Here is a 17,631-nt window from a genome sequence, read left to right as displayed (position 1 = left end):
GCGCTTACGGGGCCGGCCGCCTCGGTTGCCTGCAATAACCTGCGACAGCGCAGGGCTGTCGAATTGCTGAATCCCATCACTTCGCTGTCATGACCATCTCTTCAAGTAGCCTTGCCCTTGATCTGCAATAGGCGCAGCTCCGCTGAATGAACGAGTCACAAAAGACAAATAACAGGTGAGCAAAATTTCGCTTGATCATGGTTGTATATACATGATTATATTTATGTGCGATCTGTAGTGCTAAACCAATAAATAGGCTGAGAAAGTCATTCAAGAGGATTACCGGTGAGCAAGCCATCCCATTTCCGTAATGTCGAAATCCGCGCCGCGCGTGGTAATAAGCTGACGGCCAAAAGCTGGCTGACTGAAGCTCCACTGCGCATGTTGATGAACAACCTCGACCCGGAAGTGGCCGAGAACCCTAAAGAACTGGTGGTTTACGGTGGTATCGGTCGTGCGGCGCGTAACTGGGAGTGCTACGACAAGATCGTCGAGAGCCTGACCAATCTGAACGACGACGAGACCCTGCTGGTGCAATCCGGCAAGCCGGTCGGCGTGTTCAAGACCCACAGCAACGCTCCGCGCGTACTGATCGCCAACTCCAACCTGGTGCCGCACTGGGCGAACTGGGAGCACTTCAACGAACTCGACGCCAAAGGCCTGGCCATGTACGGCCAGATGACCGCCGGCAGCTGGATATACATTGGCAGCCAGGGCATCGTCCAGGGCACCTACGAAACCTTCGTCGAAGCCGGTCGCCAGCACTATAACGATGACCTCAAGGGTCGTTGGGTGCTGACCGCAGGCCTCGGCGGTATGGGTGGGGCCCAGCCGTTAGCCGCGACCCTGGCCGGCGCTTGCTCGCTGAACATCGAATGCCAGCAAGTCAGCATCGATTTCCGTTTGAATAGTCGCTATGTCGACGAGCAAGCCACTGACCTAGACGACGCTCTGGCCCGCATCGCCAAATACACTAAAGAAGGCAAGGCGATTTCCATCGCGCTGCTGGGCAACGCGGCGGAGATTCTGCCGGAACTGGTCAAGCGTGGCGTGCGCCCGGACATGGTCACCGACCAGACCAGCGCCCACGACCCGCTCAACGGTTATTTGCCAGCCGGCTGGAGTTGGGAAGATTACCGCGCTCGCGCCAAGACGGAACCTACTGCCGTGGTGAAAGCCGCCAAGCAATCGATGGCCGTGCACGTTAAAGCGATGCTCGAATTCCAGAAAATGGGCATTCCGACCTTCGACTACGGCAACAACATCCGTCAGATGGCGCAGGAAGAAGGCGTGGAAAATGCCTTCGACTTCCCGGGTTTCGTACCGGCCTACATCCGGCCGCTGTTCTGCCGAGGCATCGGCCCATTCCGTTGGGCTGCACTGTCGGGCGATCCGCAAGACATCTACAAAACCGACGCCAAGGTCAAAGAACTCATTCCGGACGACGCGCACCTGCACAACTGGCTGGACATGGCCCGCGAACGCATCAGCTTCCAGGGTCTGCCGGCACGTATCTGCTGGGTTGGCCTGGGCCTGCGTGCCAAGCTCGGCCTGGCATTTAACGAAATGGTGCGTAGCGGTGAATTGTCGGCGCCAATCGTCATCGGTCGCGACCACCTGGATTCCGGCTCTGTTGCCAGCCCAAACCGCGAAACCGAATCGATGCAGGACGGTTCCGACGCCGTGTCCGACTGGCCACTGCTAAACGCTCTGCTGAACACCGCGAGCGGCGCGACCTGGGTTTCCCTGCACCACGGCGGCGGCGTCGGCATGGGCTTCTCCCAGCACTCGGGCATGGTGATTGTCTGCGACGGTACTGACGAGGCGGCTGAGCGAATTGCACGCGTGCTGCACAACGACCCGGCAACCGGGGTCATGCGTCACGCCGATGCGGGTTACCAGATCGCAATAGATTGCGCCAAAGAGCAAGGCTTGAACCTGCCAATGATCACCCCTGTTAAAGGAGCCAAAGCATGAACACACTCAATATCATCCCAGGCCAACTGAGCCTTGCCCAACTGCGTGATGTCTACCAGCACCCGGTGAAAATTACCCTCGACAACAGCGCTTCGGCCCAGATTGAAGCCAGCGTTGCCTGCGTGGAACAGATCCTCGCCGAGAACCGCACCGCCTACGGTATCAATACCGGTTTCGGCCTGCTGGCCTCGACCCGCATCGCCACCCATGACCTGGAGAACCTCCAGCGCTCGTTGGTTCTGTCCCACGCTGCCGGTGTTGGCGAGCCGATCAGCGATGCGCTAGTCCGACTGGTTATGGTGCTCAAGGTCAACAGTCTGAGCCGTGGCTTCTCCGGCATTCGCCGCGTCGTTATCGAAGCGCTGATCGCATTGATCAACGCCGAGGTTTATCCGCACATTCCGTTGAAAGGTTCGGTCGGCGCATCCGGCGACCTGGCGCCTTTGGCCCACATGTCGCTGGTGCTGCTGGGCGAAGGCAAGGCTCGTTACAAAGGCGAATGGCTGGAGGCGACCGAGGCCCTGAAAATCGCCGGTCTGACTCCACTGACACTGGCTGCCAAAGAAGGTCTGGCGTTGCTCAATGGCACACAGGTGTCTACCGCATACGCATTGCGTGGTTTGTTCGAGGGCGAAGATCTGTTCGCTGGCGCACTGGTCATTGGTGGTTTGACAGTTGAAGCAGTCTTGGGCTCGCGCTCGCCGTTCGACGCTCGCATCCATGCCGCTCGTGGACAAAAAAGCCAGATCGACACCGCTAGCGCTTACCGTGACTTGCTGGGCGAACGCAGTGAAGTTTCTGATTCGCACCAGAACTGCGGCAAGGTTCAGGATCCGTACTCCCTGCGTTGCCAGCCGCAAGTCATGGGAGCGTGTCTGACCCAGTTCCGTCAAGCCGCCGAAGTGTTAGTCGTCGAAGCTAACGCCGTCTCCGACAACCCGTTAGTCTTCGCTGCCGAAGGCGATGTAATCTCCGGTGGTAACTTCCACGCCGAGCCTGTGGCCATGGCTGCGGACAACATGGCATTGGCCATCGCTGAAATCGGTTCCCTGAGCGAGCGTCGCATTTCGCTGATGATGGACAAGCATATGTCTCAACTGCCGCCGTTCCTGGTGGCTAATGGCGGCGTGAACTCCGGTTTCATGATCTCCCAAGTTACCGCAGCGGCGCTGGCAAGTGAGAACAAGGCGCTGGCGCATCCGCATTCGGTAGATAGCCTGCCGACTTCCGCGAATCAGGAAGACCACGTGTCCATGGCTCCAGCAGCCGGCAAGCGGTTGTGGGAAATGGCTGAAAACACCCGTGGCGTGCTCGCCGTAGAGTGGCTAGCTGCCTGCCAGGGCCTAGACTTGCGCGAAGGTCTGAAGACCTCGGCGAAGCTGGAGCTTGCTCGCACCAGTCTTCGCAGCAAAGTGGCCTACTACGAGAAAGATCGCTTCTTCGCGCCGGATATCAACGCGGCGAGCGAGCTGTTGGCCTCCCGTCTCTTGAGCGAACTGGTGTTGCCGAAGTTGCTACCTAGCTTGTAATCGGAGGAGGGGCCTATGGCCCCTGACTCGGGTGAGCTGAATTGGCCGAGTAATCCCGCACATTAGCTACAGTATTTATGCAGTTTTTTGCTCTACAGCTATTGGCGGCAGGCAGTCGTTGTAGCTGTGGAGCTTTTTCGCGTTTGTAGTACATGAAAATTCACGACAGCCACCGCCTGAGAGTTTGAGTCTCAGGGCGATGTCTATGACCGCTGCATTTTCGCTGAAGCGATGTTACAGAATATCTAAACGCCCGCCCTTTCCGCCGGCAAACTTCGCGTCGGAGTGTCCGGCAGCACAATCGGAGCTGTTAGCATTCGATTCATCTACCTGCTTGCCAAGCCTCCATCCCAGACAGCCCCGGAGCGGTGCGCGCACAGTACCGACAACCGCAAGCTAGTCGCCACCTTGGCCCAACATATCAAGCGCACTTTTGACCCCGCTAAATGGCATCGCCTGCGCGATAAACGACGGTATCGTTGACGTTTTTGGCCTTGTATTTACTCTTGTCGTCGAGTGGCGCGAAGAGCATCTCCCGACTTGGGCGGGCGAAGACATATTCGCCGATGCGGCTTACGGTTATTAGGGCAGCGAGGATGATGAAACTTGGTGTCAGCGCGAGCCCAATCAAGTCAATGCACATCAGCAGCGGCGCGATCGCCAGAAGCATGCGCATCCCAGCCTCCCGCCAAGCGGCCTGTCATGAATAGCTGCGAGAATGGGGCGCCAGCCGGGACAATGAAATTAATGATTCCGAATACGCGAATCTGAGGCAGACGATCACGAAAATATTAACGCAGCAAGCGTGCTTGTTCTAAGTGAAGATTTGCGAGCAGCACCACAGAGCTTGATATACAGATTAGGTAGGGCGACTTCAGGACTCGCGTCAAGCCGCTGAAAGGGTTGCGCGTATAGGATTGCTCAGACTATCCATCGAAGTGGCGCTGGGGCGTCCTGCACCGCTGATCTCATGCCAGCGTATCAGCGGGCAGCCATTGCAAACTCTCCACGCCCGCCGTTATGCCCGTGTACTCGCGGATCGGACGCAGCATGAAGCAGCCGGTGAACAAGCAAAAAATAGCAGGTAGCCTGACTTCAAGGGGAGTAACTCCTGAGATTCGGCGTTGATCCTCGGCTCAAACGAAGCTGCGGAAATTACGTGTTCATCCCAAATCATGATGGTTCAATTCATCAAGTGCCTTCAGGCCTCAACTGTCTCTATGCGCCCCATTTACTGGCAGGCGACTGCCTAGGCGATAGCGTGAGGACGGGTGTACTAAGCGAACATAGGTGACGATTTTGCTCTGACTCCAGGTTCGGCGTATGAGCACCAGGCAAGGTTCATTACCATCGATTTGCATGTGCTTGCTTTCTTCGTTGCTGGGATGACAGGCTTCGACGATGTGTTCCATCTCGTCGGGCTTGATGACCCGCAACAGGTACTTTGCCGGTTGCAGGTGCTCACCAAAGTCTTGCTTCAGAAATTCTGGCACCAGCTCGGGATTGACGTAACGATCCTCGAGTTGCACGGGCACGCCTTCTTCGCTGTGAACACAGACTAGATGAAAAACTGAAGAACCGGTGGTCAGGCCCAATGCGGAGGCCACCGGCATTGAGGCCGATTCGCGCCCCAAGTGCAGCACACGGCAGGTGTAACTGTGACCTCTGGCGAGGATTTCGTCGGCAATGTTCGTGATACGCAGCAAGTTTGATTGCGGTTTGCTTTCGGCTACGAACGTGCCAACGCCTGAAATCCTGACCAGATGACCTTCTTCGGTCAGTTCGCGTAAGGCCCGGTTGACGGTCATGCGCGAAATGCCCAGTTCTTGCACCAGTTGGTTTTCTGAAGAAATCAGGTCACCAGGTTTCCAAACGCCCGCGCGAAGTTGGTCTTGCACATAATCCTTTGCACGCCGGTAGAGCGCTTGTGGTGCATTTTTGATCATTAGTCAGTCCGTGTTTCAAGTGCGGCAAGGACGCTTGCCAGTGCTTGGAGGAAAAGGTCGTTATCCTCACAGCTTCCGACAGAGACGCGCAAGTACTCAGTGTATCCAACTTCGCGCCACGGTTTTATGATAACCCCTTCACGCAGCAGTGCTTGGTTGATTACTTCGGCCGGATAAGGCGTGCTAAAAAACAGGAAGTTGGCCAAGGACGGTGCGGTCGTAATGCCTTGCTCGTGCAGCGCTACTTCCAGCCGCTGGCGTTCGCTGGCGACATGGGATAGGCAGGCGTTTAGATGACCATCATCTGCCAGTGCCGCAATCGCTGCAGCTTGTGCCACGCTGTTGACGTTGAACGGGGTGCGCAGGCGGTTAATCAGATCTGCCAGCAGTGGATCGCTGACGATACCGTAGCCGATGCGCAAACCTGCCAGGGAATAAGCCTTGGAGAAAGTCCGCAGCAGGATAAACGGTTTGCCGCTGGCCTGAATCAAACCGAGGCAATCTGGGTACTCGGCCTCCCACTGCGCGTATTCGTAATAGGCCTCATCAAACACCAGCAGACACTTCGAGGGCAATGCGTCGAGCAGTTGCTGCAACTCGTCGGCGCTTAAGGTGCAGCCGACCGGATTTGACGGGCATGAAAACATCAGCACATGGGTGTGGGGGGTGAGTGCAGCGATCATTGCCGCTACATCGAAGGTGCCTCTGTCGGTCATGGGAACACCTACCACCCGGGCACCGGCTGCCATTGGGTATATGAAGTGCAACCCGAAAGATGGCACCACGGTAACTACTTCGTCATCGTGGTCTAAAAACACGCGGCTGATGACGCTCAGCAAATCTTCCGAGCCGTTGCCGAACACCAATTGATTCTCGGGTACGTCGAGCTTTTTCGAGAGTGCAGAGCGTAATGCCTGGCAGCCAGCATCGGGGTATAGCGCAATTTCGCTGCAAGCTCGAGCCGTTGCGGCGCTAACGGCGGGTGCTGTGCCCATCGGGTTTTCGTTGCTGCCTAGTTTGGCGACGCGAGTCAGGCCGAAACGCTTGCGCACAGCATCCGAGGCGAGGCCGGCGTTGTAACTGGCCAATTCGCGCACTTCTGCGCGGGCAAGCAGGTTCAAGTCATTGGCATTCATACAGGGTTAACCTCATTAGTGTCTTGCTGGTAGGCATTACGATCTAGGCAGTTCTGCAAGAGTTGCTGCAGACGCGGCTATTCGGCGTTATGGCTGATCTCGTACGGCTGGTCGTTGAATGGGGCTGAGCGGTATCAGTACATTCATGAGTAACATCCTTGGGGAGCAGGATGATCACGCAGCAGACATCTGTATGTGCCTGTATATACCGGTAAGGCAAGATGCAGGCCAATATGTCTGAGCTGCTTTTGATTCCGCAGTTCAGGCTTGTTTCTAGCGAAGTTGACCAGGCTGATGATCGCTACTTTTTAGCCTTATGTAACCGCTGGTTGCGCTTGGAGTGTTACCCATGATGCCTGGTGGGAAAAAACGAAACCTTTAGTGTCGGGGCACCTAAAGCGTTCTAATCGCGAGAGGAGGGTAAGTCGCTCTACCTTAGGCTTATGGCGCATTTTTTGATCGAGCGGCATGATAAATGCTTAATCCTGTATATACATGATTGGTGTTTCAGGCTAAAACATATGTTTCACCCCTCCTGAACCTATTAAGCAACGAGTCGACATGATCTCAAGCCGCTGTTCGCTCCTGATCTATCTGTCCGTTGTCCGCGAGGGGGAACACGTGCTCAAGCGTATGCATGACTCAATGGCCTACCGTAAAAACCGCTGAAGTCGAATCGATGATTCACAACCGGTGCTCGTTGATGGGCGCCTCCTTGAATTACCCAAGAGAGAACTGCCATGACCGTTAGTAATCTGCCCTTTTCCAAAGTCCGCCACAGCCAGGGCCTGGTTTTTTTGTCTGGCGAATTGCCTTTTGGTGAGGACGGTAGCTTTCCTGAAGGTATCGAAGCGCAAACACGTTTGACCTTGATGCGTATTGCCCAGACGCTGGAAGCCGAATCGCTGTCGCTGGACGATGTTGTCAGCGTTACCGTGTACCTGACCGACCGGAGTAATTTCGCCGAATTCAATCGGGCTTATGCATCATTCTTCACGGCCAACCTGCCAGTGCGCGCGACCGTCTGCGCCGGCCTTGTGGTCGATGCATTGGTCGAGATCAGTGTCATCGCGCAACAGCGTGCTTGATTCGGAGGCAGCGTGAACGAAAAACAAGTGGTGGTACTGGGTGCCGGCATTGTCGGCGTATGCACGGCGTTGCATTTGCAACGCCGTGGCTGCGCGGTGACGCTGGTGGACAAAGGTTTGCCGGGGCGTGAAACGTCGTTCGGCAACGCAGGCATCATTCAGCGTGAGGCCATTGAGCCTTATGCGTTCCCGAGGGATCTTGCCAGCCTGATAAACGTGGCAGCCAAGCGTGACATTGGCGTCAATTACCATTTGCGCGCGATGCCTGAATACGTGCCTGCCTTGGTCAGGTATTGGGCCAACTCCGCGCCTAGGCATTACCAGGCCATTGCAGATGCCTTTCGCACGCTGATTGAGCACTCGATCAGCGAGCATTCGGAGTTGATTGATCAAAGCGGTTCGCAAAACCTGATCGTGCGCAAAGGGTGGATCCAGGCTTTTCGTAGCCCACAGCAATTCGATGAGGCGGTGGAGCGCGCGGTACGCGTGAGTGCACACGGCGTGTTGTCTGAGCATCTGGACGGTGTCGCGCTCAGAACGGCGGAACCAGCGTTGAGCGATGCATTGGTGGGGGGCATTCATTGGCTGCAACCCTGGACGTGCATTGAGCCGGGTGAGTTGGTGCAGCGTTATGCCGATCTGTTCGTTCGTGAAGGTGGGGATATTTTGCGTGGCGATGCGCGATCGTTGCGTCAGTCGGGAGCCGGTTGGAGCGTAGACACCGATTCTGGATCAGTCGGCGCGTCACAGGTGGTCGTGGCGTTGGGCCCTTGGGCTCACGAACTGCTTGGCGAGTTGGGCTACCGCATTCCGTTGTTCGTTAAGCGTGGTTACCACGCTCACTTTGCCGATGGCGCGACATTGAGCCGCCCGGTGCTGGATACCGAACAAGGCTACATGCTGGCGCCGATGAAGCGCGGTATTCGCCTGTCAACGGGGGCGGAATTCGCCAGCTTGAGTGCACCTCCAACACCGGTGCAACTGGGCAAGGCCGAGCGGGCCGCACGGCAGTTATTAGCCTTAGGCCCCCAGGTGGAGCGCACGCCTTGGAGCGGCGCCAGACCCTGCACTGTAGACATGAAGCCGGTGATCGGCGCGGCGCCCTTGCATAAAGGGCTCTGGTTCAATTTCGGCCACGCCCATCAAGGATTTACGCTAGGCCCGGTCAGCGGTCGACTGCTCGCAGAAGTGATGATGGGCGAGGCGCCTGTGGTCGATCCGGCACCCTTTGCTCCCGGACGTTTCTGAGCTGAGCAGCAGTGCATGAACTTTCTCGCCCATCTCCGTCGGACTAACGGGCGAGAACCTGCCTGACAGGAAAACAACACTGATTTTTATCTACGGACGCTGCCTTGCAGATTTCGTGGCAGTCGTCGTGGGCGCTGTTCTGATTTCAGGCGGTATATCCGTTCCATCGGCTCGCCCTAACTCCTCATAAATACCCGCTGGAGAAGTCATGAACATCAAACAGAAGCTGACATGGGTATTTGCCGCCATCGCCTGCCTTCCGGTGATTCTGGTTGCGGTGCTTGTCGTATTGAACTTGCGGAGCGCGGCACAGGCCAATTTCCTGGATAGCAGCGGTCGTGAAATTCGCCAGATCGATAACGGTATGAAGCAGTTCTTTGAAAGCATCCGCCAAAACGTCGAATACCTGGCCAAGGATCCTCGAATCGCCACCGTCAAGGGATTGAAAAACTATACCGCGGCCAATGCTGAGCAAACGCCTGTGACCGAAGCGGATCAGCGACTCCAGGCTATTTTCGATAGATTTGCCGAGACCCATCCGACCACTGCGTCTATTTCCCTGGGGCTCAAAGACGGCGGCTTTGCCGGTTGGCCCGACGACCCGAAAATGGCCAGCTACGACCCCCGAGTACGTCCTTGGTACAAGACCGCCGTGGCGGCCGCGCCAGGCTCAACCGTGCGCACGAGCGCTTACTATTGGGCACCGGATGACATGGTGCTGGTCAGCACGGTTCGCGCTTTCGCCGACCCCAGCGGCAACCCTGTGGGTGTCGTCGGCGTGGACGTCTCGCTCAAGCAACTGACTGAACTGGTTAAAACCATCAAGCTGGGCGACAGCGGGTACCTGATGATGGTCGAAGCCAACGGCAACGTTCTGGTCGATCCGGCGAATGCCAAAAATAGTTTCAAGCCCCTAGCCGATCTGGGCCCCGGCTATACCGAGCTGGCAAAGAGTGGCGATGGCGTGACCCAGGTTGAGATCGATGGCGTGCCCTACATGGTCAATGTGGTCAGTTCTGAAAGCCTGGGCTGGCGCTTCATCGGGCTGATCAAACGCGACGAAGTCATGGCTCAGGCCACCAATCTGACAGGGTTGATCGCACTGATCGCCGCCGTGTTGGCAATCATCTTTGCCATCGTCGGCGCGAGCTTCGCCGGTGTGATCGTTAGACCGATTCGCGGCGTTGCCGATGGCCTGCAGGAAATCGCCGAAGGGGAGGGCGACCTGACCCGCGAACTGGAAGTGCGGGGCAAGGACGAAACCGCCACTTTGGCTGGTTGGTTCAACCAGTTCCTTGGCATGATCGCGCAACTGATGCGGCGCATTGGCAGCGCTTCCTCCGATTTGCAAGAGGTCGCTGCGGACACCAGTCAAGTGGCCAGTAACATGAACAGCGCCGCAGTGCGCCAGCGCGAAGCAGTTGAGTTGGTGAGCACAGCTTTCAACGAGATGGTCGCTACCTCTAACGAAGTGGCCCGCTCTTGCAGTCATGCCGCTTCCAGCGCGGACGTCGGTTATCGGGAGGTGCACGACGGGCAACGGCAGATTGGTGAGGCCACGGGCAGCGTTCTTAAATTGAGTGACGACCTGCAGCAGTCGGCAGTTACCATGCAGATGCTCGACCAGGACAGTAAGAACATCAACACCATCCTCGATACCATTCGCTCGATCGCGGAGCAGACCAATCTGTTGGCGCTTAATGCCGCGATTGAAGCCGCACGCGCTGGTGACCAAGGCCGTGGATTTGCGGTGGTGGCCGACGAAGTACGTGCCTTGGCACGACGTACTGCAGACTCAACCGGCGAGATCGACATCTTGCTCGGCAACTTCGCGCGGCGAACTAAGGAGGTCACCCAGCATATGCAACGGAGCCTGGAGGTTTCGCAAACCAGCGTTGAATGTATCCAGCAGGCGCGCGACAGTTTTGACAAGATCCGCGACTCGGTGGACTCGATTCGCGATCAGAACGCTCAGATCGCCACTGCGGCAGAGGAGCAGCATCAGGTTGCCGAAGATATCAACCGACACATTTCACAAATCCATGCCGATGCCCAGTTGGTTGAAAGGTTTGCGCAGTCGGCGCACACCGGTTCGGCTCGCCTGACGGATATTTCTGGTCAACTGAAAGGGCTGGTGGGGCGCTTCAAGTTCTAGCTTGTGTTGATTTTTGACGCGGCCACGATAAGTCATGTAAGCGGAGATGCTCAGGTGACGATTCTCCGCTGCATGATTGATCAGGGCCTTGAGTGTCGTGTGTTAGTGGCGGTTGATCAGCTCCAGAGTATTTTCTAGTGTACTAAGCGAGTCAGATCAGAAAATCACCATGTGGCAGGATGCTCGTAACGATGTATCCACTTACTTCGAGTTGCTTTAAAGATTAAAACGTCTGGATAGGTTCAAGATAGAGAAGTCGCTCCAAGGTTTGAACAGCGCTCCGCAACGAATATTTAGGGCGTATGAAAATCCGAGGCGGTTCAACCTAAACCTCGATCTAAGCGCCCTGAACGTAAACCAATTAGCTACTCAATCGAACAGCCGTTGCGAATCAGTAGTTCGTCTACCCACCTCCGGTCTGACGTGCCCGCGTTGATCTGCGCCGTCAACTTCACTTCATCGTTATTTCTTTTCAGCGCCAGCGCATGGACTTCCTCGACCTCGTGACGCGCTACGCTGACCACTCCGTCGGCATCACCACATACCAAATCACCTGGGGAAATGACCATTCCGTGAAGGGCGATGGGTACATTGACTTCTCCAGGCCCATCCCTGAATGGCCCTCTATGGGTCACTCCCAAGGCGAAGACTGGAAAACTGCCAGCCAGCAATTCTGCGCTGTCACGGATAGCACCTGAGATCACTAGCCCACCGAGTTTGCGGTGTGTTGCATGGGCGATCATCAGTTCGCCGACCAAAGCGTTGGTCAGGTCTCCACCGGCGTCTACTACCAAGATGTCGCCTGGTTCCGCCACGTCCAATGCCTTGTGTACCACCAGGTTGTCCCCCGGCCGTGTCTTGACGGTCAGGGCCGGGCCGACCATGCGTGGCCCTTTATAAAAAGCCCGAAGATCGGCGCCACCTGCCGTCATACGCGCCATGCAGTCGCTGATATTTGCGACGGGCAGATCTCGGAAAGCTTCCACCCATTGCGGCAAAATTTTTTCGCCACTTGCTTTGATTCTGAAACCGATCATGACTTTCTCCGCCAAGCTGGCTGACATGGGGTGCTCTTCAAAAATCATTACGCGCGTGATAACTCCGCAGAAATTGTTGTAAACGCGGCTCTTCGCTTTCCTTTAGCACCTGTTGTGGCGTACCGAACTGAACGATGCACCCTCCGTCCAAGAACGCGACTTTGTCGGCGGCTTTGCCGGCGAAGCCCATCTCATGTGTGACCACCACCATCGTCATGCCTTCGTTGGCGAGGTCACGCATCACTTGCAGAACTTCACCCACCAGCTCCGGATCTAGTGCCGAGGTGGGCTCGTCAAACAGCATCAAGGCCGGATCCATGGACAAAGCTCGCGCAATGGCAACACGCTGCTGCTGGCCGCCAGACAAAGCCGCTGGATAGTTTTCGGCTTTTTGCGCCAGGCCTACACGTTCAAGCATTCGCAGTGCCTTAGCCTTCGCGTCGATTGCATTCATCTTTTGAACGCGCAGCAACGGTTCGGCAACATTTTCCAATGTGGTCATGTGCGGCCAAAGGTTGAACTGCTGGAACACCATGCCGATGCTGCGGCGCATCTCCCGAAGCTCGCGGGCGGGCATGAGTTTGCGTTTACCACCAGCCTCTTGGTAGCCGATGATTTTGCCACCAATGGTGATTGATCCTTTGTCATAAGTTTCGAGAAAATTGATGCAGCGCAGGAGAGTGCTTTTTCCCGAACCACTTGGGCCGATCAGACAAATGACTTCGGAGCGCTGGACGCCCAGGCTGACGTTCTTCAGCACTTCAAAATCGCCGTAGCTTTTGTGAACATTGGCGATGCTTACCAGAAACTCACTCATGCGCTTCTCTTCATATTCAGGTGCCGATTGATATGGCATTCGGCACGTTGACCCAAGCGGGAAAAAATTTCGATCAGTACCCAGTAGCCTATCGCCAGCGTCAGAATCGACTCGAACGAGGCAAACGTTTCTATCGCCATTTTCTGAACTTCGAAAGTCAGGTCGGCCACAGTGATGATCGACAGCAGCGCAGTTTCCTTGCAGACGTTAATGATCATGTTTATCAAGGAGGGCGCCGCTGCTGTGAGGGCGCCGGGTAGGGTTACCCGGCGTAACTAGCATTCTGACCTTGGCTGTCGCTGGTGGCAGAAAGACTCAAGGACTGGTCGATCACTGCAAAGACATGCCTAGCGAACGGCGGGTGCTCGTTGTCACGTTCACCCAGACCAATCAGCAGGAACTGATCCATCGCCTCGGTTCCCAAGCTGGCGATCGCCACAACATCGAAGTATTTGGCTGGTACACATTCTTGCTTCGCCATTTTGCAAAGCCATTCCTGCCGTTCAAATTTCCAGGCGAGCGGGTAGGGGGCTTCAACTTCGAGGGACGTCCCAGTATGTTTGCGAAGGACAGGCAAAGGTTTATGGATGGTAGCAACCAAATCTACGCAAGCGAACTCGGCCGCCTCTCGCGGGAGCTTATGGCAGCCACCCCAACGTTGATACGCAGACTGGAGTGTCTCTACGACGAAATTCTGATCGACGAGGTACAGGATCTCAGTGGCTACGATTGGGAAATCGTCCATGAATTACTTGAGTCCCGGATCGACGTCCGCATGGTTGGTGACGTGCGCCAAGCGGTGCTCTCCACAAACCCTCGGGGACAGAAAAATAAACAATTTGGGTATGCAGGTGCACTTGAATGGTTCCTTGCACGCGAAAAAGAAGGGCTGCTTAGCATTGACTATGCGACCACGACATACCGCTGCAGAATCGAGATTGCGGCGTTCTCTGATACCATTTTTGATGAGTCATGGGGTTTCCCAGGAACCACGTCTGAGAACCACGTGGTGTCTGAACATGATGGCGTTTACCTGGTGCACTCAAAACATGTCGACCAATACGTCGAGCAATACCGACCTCAGTGCCTCCGCAGCACCATAGCTTCTGGTAAGGAGTTCGCTTGGGACTTCATGAATTTTAAGGTATCAAAAGGCGCCACATTCGAGCGTGTGCTGATCATGCCAACGGCGCCGATCAAGGCTTTCATTCAGAAGCAGATTTTCTTGGAATCAACGCCGGCGGCTGCCTTTTATGTTGCAGCTACGCGAGCCAAGCAAAGCTTAGCGATCATCATCGACAAACCTGGAAACTCCAAGTTGCCAGTGTGGGTACCGTAGTTGAAAATAGGGGGGCTGCTATCGATCGCTGCATTCGTCGAGAGCTCTATGCTTATGAACAGCACAGCGGAGCGCGAGGGCGTGAGAGGGGGGCCTTCAAAGTCAAGACCGACGTATTGCGGGCGACTTGATTCGCGACCTACAAGCTCGGAGAGCAACGCTTAGGGACTACAGTTAGGGCGAATATTAGAAAAGTTAGCGATCGCCTGATTTTTAGTTAGGCATAGGCTAATTTAATTAAACGACTTTACTACTCATCACAATTATTGGAAAAGTCAGGCCTAACCGACTAAAGTTTTGATTGGCTGCGTCGCCGTCAGGTAGGAGTCCACATTATTTTACTAACTATACAAAAAACCATTTCGAGAAAGCTCAAAAAAATTAAATTTGTCGAATTGTGATGATTCAATCGTGCTGCTAGCTCGTGGCACGATCGAGTAAAATTTGATATCGAGCAGTCAGCTACGGCGGCTATTACGCCGCCGAAATATAGAGTCATACTCAGATGACCGTCGAATGGATGCAAAGCTAATGCGCTTTAGACTCATTTCTAGCAACCTAATTTGAGGGTCGTCGTCTTTGCTGGCTTTTTCCGCCAACATACCTGCCACATCATTCATATGTCGCCGAATAGCATCTAGAGAATAGCCAAACATCCCATCATTCGTGGGAAACAGGGGGACTGCCGGGATATTGCCGTTCAGGCTGATGCCATAATAAATGAAATAACGTTCAAGATAATCTGAGAATTCCGGAGAAAGCTCTATCGTGGCAGCTCCTAACTGGCCATTATGAAACATCCAGTTGCCATTTAATCCTTTGAAAAATTGATTTAAATATCGCACCTGCCCAACATGAATAACTGTAAATCGCGCAATTGCCATATAGAGTAAAACTTGTTCTGACCTAAGAACCTGCGTGGGGCTCTTCATAACCTGGGTGAACGCCCAATTCAATTCAGATGGGTTATGGATTTTTGAAGGTCGGTTAAGAGGCGCCTCATTAATAAAATCAGCCGGCACAAGGGCCGCGCAGTTTGGTTTTGCGATTCCTGTTTTAGAAATGTAAAAGGCAAAAAATTCACGGGCAATTTGCGCTGATCGCTGCATATCCCTCCGGCCTTGGATGCCGACCTGAGCATTGTCAATAAACCGATAAAACGGTCGCCATTTATCATTCAGCTCCCAATCCCGGTATGAGGTAATAGGTGTCGACATATATCTGGTATGGGGTGATTCAGAACACCAAGCATTAGGAGGTTGCTTTAAAAAAATTAAGAATTTGCTGAAATTGTCGTGATCCCAGTCCAGTAGACACATGCCGTTCAGGAAAGACCAATTAAGCATTTTTTCACAAACTCTGCTCGTAAGACCATATCGAGATTCGGCCTGACCGGACGACCAACTGTGAGCCGCCGTTTCCAAGAAGCTTGTGCAATACCAAACGCTCGTAAATGGAAGGCAATCGACTCCAAGGGCTTCCAGCCTACGGCGAACGCTATGATTCTCTGGAAACTCTTCCGAGGCGTTAGGGTGCCAACGATCGTAAGGCGGGAAGATAGGAAATGGGCGAAACGGCACAGCCATGAATTTTTCCCCGCGGGCTATAATCCGCAACGGTCTGATGTTCGGTCACGACATTCATGTAGTTATAGCCCATGCTCAGATCAGATGGTGGCTGTAGGCGGAATCTTCTGGGAGGAGTCAGTGATCGTAGTTTTGTGAAACTCAATCTCGGCCAGCTGATTAAGAAGTGGAGTCAAACCTATGATTTCGAACGTTTCGGGGTTTTGTGAAATTTCGTTCGTAGGTAACTGGAAACAGACATCAATCGGCGGCGTTGTAATGGATATGATTTAACATAATATACATTACACGTAACAAGATGTTTCGAGATTAGCCACGTTGCCCGCGAGATTTCATTCTCCTGCAATGCTCCAAACCGGCTTTCCCTCCAACCTGATTAATCATTTGAATCTGCATCGCTCAATCCTCATCCCGCGTCAGCTTTTCAATCAATGCTCGATGCTGTGGAAACGCTGTCGTGAGCTTCTGGCGATTCCCCATCTCCATGTCGGCAAAATCAAATCCTGGCGAAACCGCTTCACTGATCAATCCAAATCCGTTTGTCCCGTCCAGCAATCGTGATGCTTTCCAGATGCCGCCCGGTACGTGCAATTGCAAACGCTGTCCTGCGAGAACATCGTTGCCCATGATGACTGTCTGCAATGAACCGTCCGCATGGATCAGGCTGTATTCGAGTGCGTCGCCCAAGTGGAAATAATGCAGGATGTCAGACTGATTGAAATGAAACTGGCCCACCGGTGATTGCTCGGTCAGCAGATAGTAGATCGACGTCATCAGGTAACGTGGGCCGCCAGCGGTTTCGAGCCAATCGCGATGGTCTGACTGATAGGTTCTACGAAAATAGCCGCCTTCGAGATGAGGCTCGAGATTCAGCGCATTGATCACGTCTTGTGTGCTTGCTTTACGTTGAATCATCGCCCGCCCCCTTGATTTTATGGTGGTTTTTTATAGCTCAACTAAACGACCATTTAGTGTAGTTAAGCGCATATCGAAGACGAATGACGAATTTTTCAGACAAATCTCGATCTTTCGCTGATTCACTCCTCACTCGGGTCATAACTGTTCACATTGGGCACTTGCAGATGCAGGCGCCCAAGCAAGTCAATCAACGTGTCGACCTCAGCCGGGGTCAGTCCGCTGAGCAGACGCGACTCTCGCTCAAGTGCAACTTTGAGCACGCGGTCATGCAGTTCTTTGCCGCTGGCCGTCAATCGCACGGTGTAACGCCGTGCATCCTTGGGATCCAACTGACTAGTGATCCGCCCCGCTGCTTCCAGCGTCTGCAATGAACGACTGACAGCGCTCTTGTCGAGACCGATCGCCTGGCAGATTCGATTGGCGGTGATGTCGGATTCAACGGCGAGCATTGAAAGCATCCGCCATTCAACCACGCCGATTCCGAAGTGTTTGCGGTAGCACTGGGAAGCCCCGGTGGCGAGTTTGTTCGCCAGGAACGTCACCAAGCCAGGTACATAACGCGACAGGTTCAGTTGTGTATCGGTAGGCATCGAGAAAACACCGTAGATCGAAGATCTTGCAATATGGTTGACACCGCAACTAAATTATCTGAGGATTCACTCAGCCTGTCATTGCGGACGATGCGCCGCATGATACGCCGTAGCACAACCTCAAAAAAATAATTAACAGGTCTTGCTTATGAACTCTCGCCAGCCGTGCCCTTCCTTGGCGCCCATGATTACCCACCCTTTCTACTTCTTCTTGCCCGGCTGATTCGTCACCCGCAAACCCCCTTTCGTTTTTCAGCAGCCACTT

15 protein-coding genes are annotated in these 17,631 nt (G+C 54.5%); 6 read left to right on the top strand and 9 right to left on the bottom strand.

From position 1 onward, the window contains the following. The first annotated feature begins 285 nt into the window (after positions 1-285). Together hutU and hutH are read left to right on the top strand one after the other, a co-directional pair. The gene (gene hutU, locus AB4O01_RS05260) at positions 286-1,977 is read left to right on the top strand and encodes a urocanate hydratase (RefSeq protein WP_191950679.1); all 1,692 of its coding nucleotides are present in this window, start codon (positions 286-288) and stop codon (positions 1,975-1,977) included. Next, complete coding sequence (gene hutH, locus AB4O01_RS05255; protein ID WP_192097912.1) at positions 1,974-3,506, top strand: histidine ammonia-lyase; 1,533 nt, start codon at positions 1,974-1,976, stop codon at positions 3,504-3,506. The genes hutU and hutH overlap by 4 nt, the downstream gene beginning before the upstream one ends. Positions 3,507-3,948: 442 nt before the next feature. On the opposite strand, the gene AB4O01_RS05250 is transcribed toward hutH, so the two are convergent. The 3 genes from AB4O01_RS05250 to hisC form a co-directional block, all read right to left on the bottom strand. Beyond that, entirely contained in the window at positions 3,949-4,182 is a 234-nt protein-coding gene (locus AB4O01_RS05250) for a hypothetical protein (RefSeq protein ID WP_244653397.1), read from the bottom strand. Between the two features lie 532 nt (positions 4,183-4,714). Continuing rightward, on the bottom strand, positions 4,715-5,452 hold the full coding sequence (gene hutC, locus AB4O01_RS05245; protein ID WP_191951332.1) for a histidine utilization repressor: 738 nt from the start codon (positions 5,450-5,452) through the stop codon (positions 4,715-4,717). After that, complete coding sequence (gene hisC, locus AB4O01_RS05240; protein WP_137201190.1) at positions 5,452-6,588, bottom strand: histidinol-phosphate transaminase; 1,137 nt, start codon at positions 6,586-6,588, stop codon at positions 5,452-5,454. The genes hutC and hisC overlap by 1 nt, the downstream gene beginning before the upstream one ends. A gap of 740 nt (positions 6,589-7,328) precedes the next feature. Between hisC and AB4O01_RS05235 the strand changes: the two genes are divergently transcribed. The 3 genes from AB4O01_RS05235 to AB4O01_RS05225 all read left to right on the top strand — a co-directional run bounded on the left by AB4O01_RS05235 (position 7,329) and on the right by AB4O01_RS05225 (position 11,079). Beyond that, the gene (locus tag AB4O01_RS05235; RefSeq protein WP_137201191.1) at positions 7,329-7,676 is read left to right on the top strand and encodes a RidA family protein; all 348 of its coding nucleotides are present in this window, start codon (positions 7,329-7,331) and stop codon (positions 7,674-7,676) included. 12 nt (positions 7,677-7,688) lie between these two features. Then, positions 7,689-8,924 (top strand): NAD(P)/FAD-dependent oxidoreductase, encoded by a 1,236-nt coding sequence (locus AB4O01_RS05230; RefSeq protein ID WP_460090902.1) that lies wholly within the window; start codon positions 7,689-7,691, stop codon positions 8,922-8,924. A gap of 208 nt (positions 8,925-9,132) precedes the next feature. Next, the gene (locus tag AB4O01_RS05225; RefSeq protein ID WP_460090901.1) at positions 9,133-11,079 is read left to right on the top strand and encodes a methyl-accepting chemotaxis protein; all 1,947 of its coding nucleotides are present in this window, start codon (positions 9,133-9,135) and stop codon (positions 11,077-11,079) included. Between the two features lie 365 nt (positions 11,080-11,444). On the opposite strand, the gene AB4O01_RS05220 is transcribed toward AB4O01_RS05225, so the two are convergent. The 3 genes from AB4O01_RS05220 to AB4O01_RS05210 are packed head-to-tail and all read right to left on the bottom strand — an operon-like array spanning position 11,445 to position 13,151. Next, positions 11,445-12,143 (bottom strand): RraA family protein, encoded by a 699-nt coding sequence (locus AB4O01_RS05220; protein WP_460090899.1) that lies wholly within the window; start codon positions 12,141-12,143, stop codon positions 11,445-11,447. Between the two features lie 10 nt (positions 12,144-12,153). Further along, entirely contained in the window at positions 12,154-12,933 is a 780-nt protein-coding gene (locus tag AB4O01_RS05215; RefSeq protein ID WP_460090897.1) for an amino acid ABC transporter ATP-binding protein, read from the bottom strand. After that, positions 12,930-13,151, bottom strand: a complete 222-nt coding sequence (locus AB4O01_RS05210) for a hypothetical protein (protein WP_460090896.1) — start codon at positions 13,149-13,151, stop codon at positions 12,930-12,932. Before AB4O01_RS05210 ends, AB4O01_RS05215 begins: the two co-directional genes overlap by 4 nt. A 125-nt stretch (positions 13,152-13,276) precedes the next feature. On the opposite strand from AB4O01_RS05210, the gene AB4O01_RS05205 reads away from it, so the two are divergent. Further along, positions 13,277-14,272 (top strand): UvrD-helicase domain-containing protein, encoded by a 996-nt coding sequence (locus tag AB4O01_RS05205; RefSeq protein ID WP_460092211.1) that lies wholly within the window; start codon positions 13,277-13,279, stop codon positions 14,270-14,272. A gap of 458 nt (positions 14,273-14,730) precedes the next feature. Here the strand turns inward: AB4O01_RS05205 and AB4O01_RS05200 are convergent, their stop codons facing one another. The 3 genes from AB4O01_RS05200 to AB4O01_RS05190 form a co-directional block, all read right to left on the bottom strand. After that, the gene (locus AB4O01_RS05200) at positions 14,731-15,858 is read right to left on the bottom strand and encodes a hypothetical protein (protein ID WP_150792738.1); all 1,128 of its coding nucleotides are present in this window, start codon (positions 15,856-15,858) and stop codon (positions 14,731-14,733) included. 399 nt (positions 15,859-16,257) lie between these two features. After that, positions 16,258-16,773, bottom strand: coding sequence for a cupin domain-containing protein (locus AB4O01_RS05195; RefSeq protein ID WP_093432626.1), 516 nt, complete (start codon positions 16,771-16,773; stop codon positions 16,258-16,260). Positions 16,774-16,895: 122 nt separating this feature from the next. Next, a complete protein-coding gene (locus AB4O01_RS05190) occupies positions 16,896-17,366 on the bottom strand; it encodes a MarR family winged helix-turn-helix transcriptional regulator (protein ID WP_007910265.1) in 471 nt (156 codons plus the stop codon). Positions 17,367-17,631 lie beyond the last annotated feature (265 nt).

Source organism: Pseudomonas sp. S2_E02 (assembly GCF_054668355.1).
This window is presented reverse-complemented; position numbering and strand designations above follow the sequence as displayed.

Bases quoted from the DNA above. Each gene is read 5' to 3' on its own strand.
- hutH (WP_192097912.1), top strand. From the start codon at position 1,974: ATGAACACACTCAATATCATCCCAGGCCAACTGAGCCTTGCCCAACTG.
- AB4O01_RS05250 (WP_244653397.1), bottom strand. From the start codon at position 4,182: ATGCGCATGCTTCTGGCGATCGCGCCGCTGCTGATGTGCATTGACTTG.
- hutC (WP_191951332.1), bottom strand. From the start codon at position 5,452: ATGATCAAAAATGCACCACAAGCGCTCTACCGGCGTGCAAAGGATTAT.
- hisC (WP_137201190.1), bottom strand. From the start codon at position 6,588: ATGAATGCCAATGACTTGAACCTGCTTGCCCGCGCAGAAGTGCGCGAA.
- AB4O01_RS05235 (WP_137201191.1), top strand. From the start codon at position 7,329: ATGACCGTTAGTAATCTGCCCTTTTCCAAAGTCCGCCACAGCCAGGGC.
- AB4O01_RS05225 (WP_460090901.1), top strand. From the start codon at position 9,133: ATGAACATCAAACAGAAGCTGACATGGGTATTTGCCGCCATCGCCTGC.
- AB4O01_RS05220 (WP_460090899.1), bottom strand. From the start codon at position 12,143: ATGTCAGCCAGCTTGGCGGAGAAAGTCATGATCGGTTTCAGAATCAAA.
- AB4O01_RS05215 (WP_460090897.1), bottom strand. From the start codon at position 12,933: ATGAGTGAGTTTCTGGTAAGCATCGCCAATGTTCACAAAAGCTACGGC.
- AB4O01_RS05210 (WP_460090896.1), bottom strand. From the start codon at position 13,151: ATGATCATTAACGTCTGCAAGGAAACTGCGCTGCTGTCGATCATCACT.
- AB4O01_RS05205 (WP_460092211.1), top strand. From the start codon at position 13,277: ATGCCTAGCGAACGGCGGGTGCTCGTTGTCACGTTCACCCAGACCAAT.
- AB4O01_RS05200 (WP_150792738.1), bottom strand. From the start codon at position 15,858: ATGGCTGTGCCGTTTCGCCCATTTCCTATCTTCCCGCCTTACGATCGT.
- AB4O01_RS05195 (WP_093432626.1), bottom strand. From the start codon at position 16,773: ATGATTCAACGTAAAGCAAGCACACAAGACGTGATCAATGCGCTGAAT.
- AB4O01_RS05190 (WP_007910265.1), bottom strand. From the start codon at position 17,366: ATGCCTACCGATACACAACTGAACCTGTCGCGTTATGTACCTGGCTTG.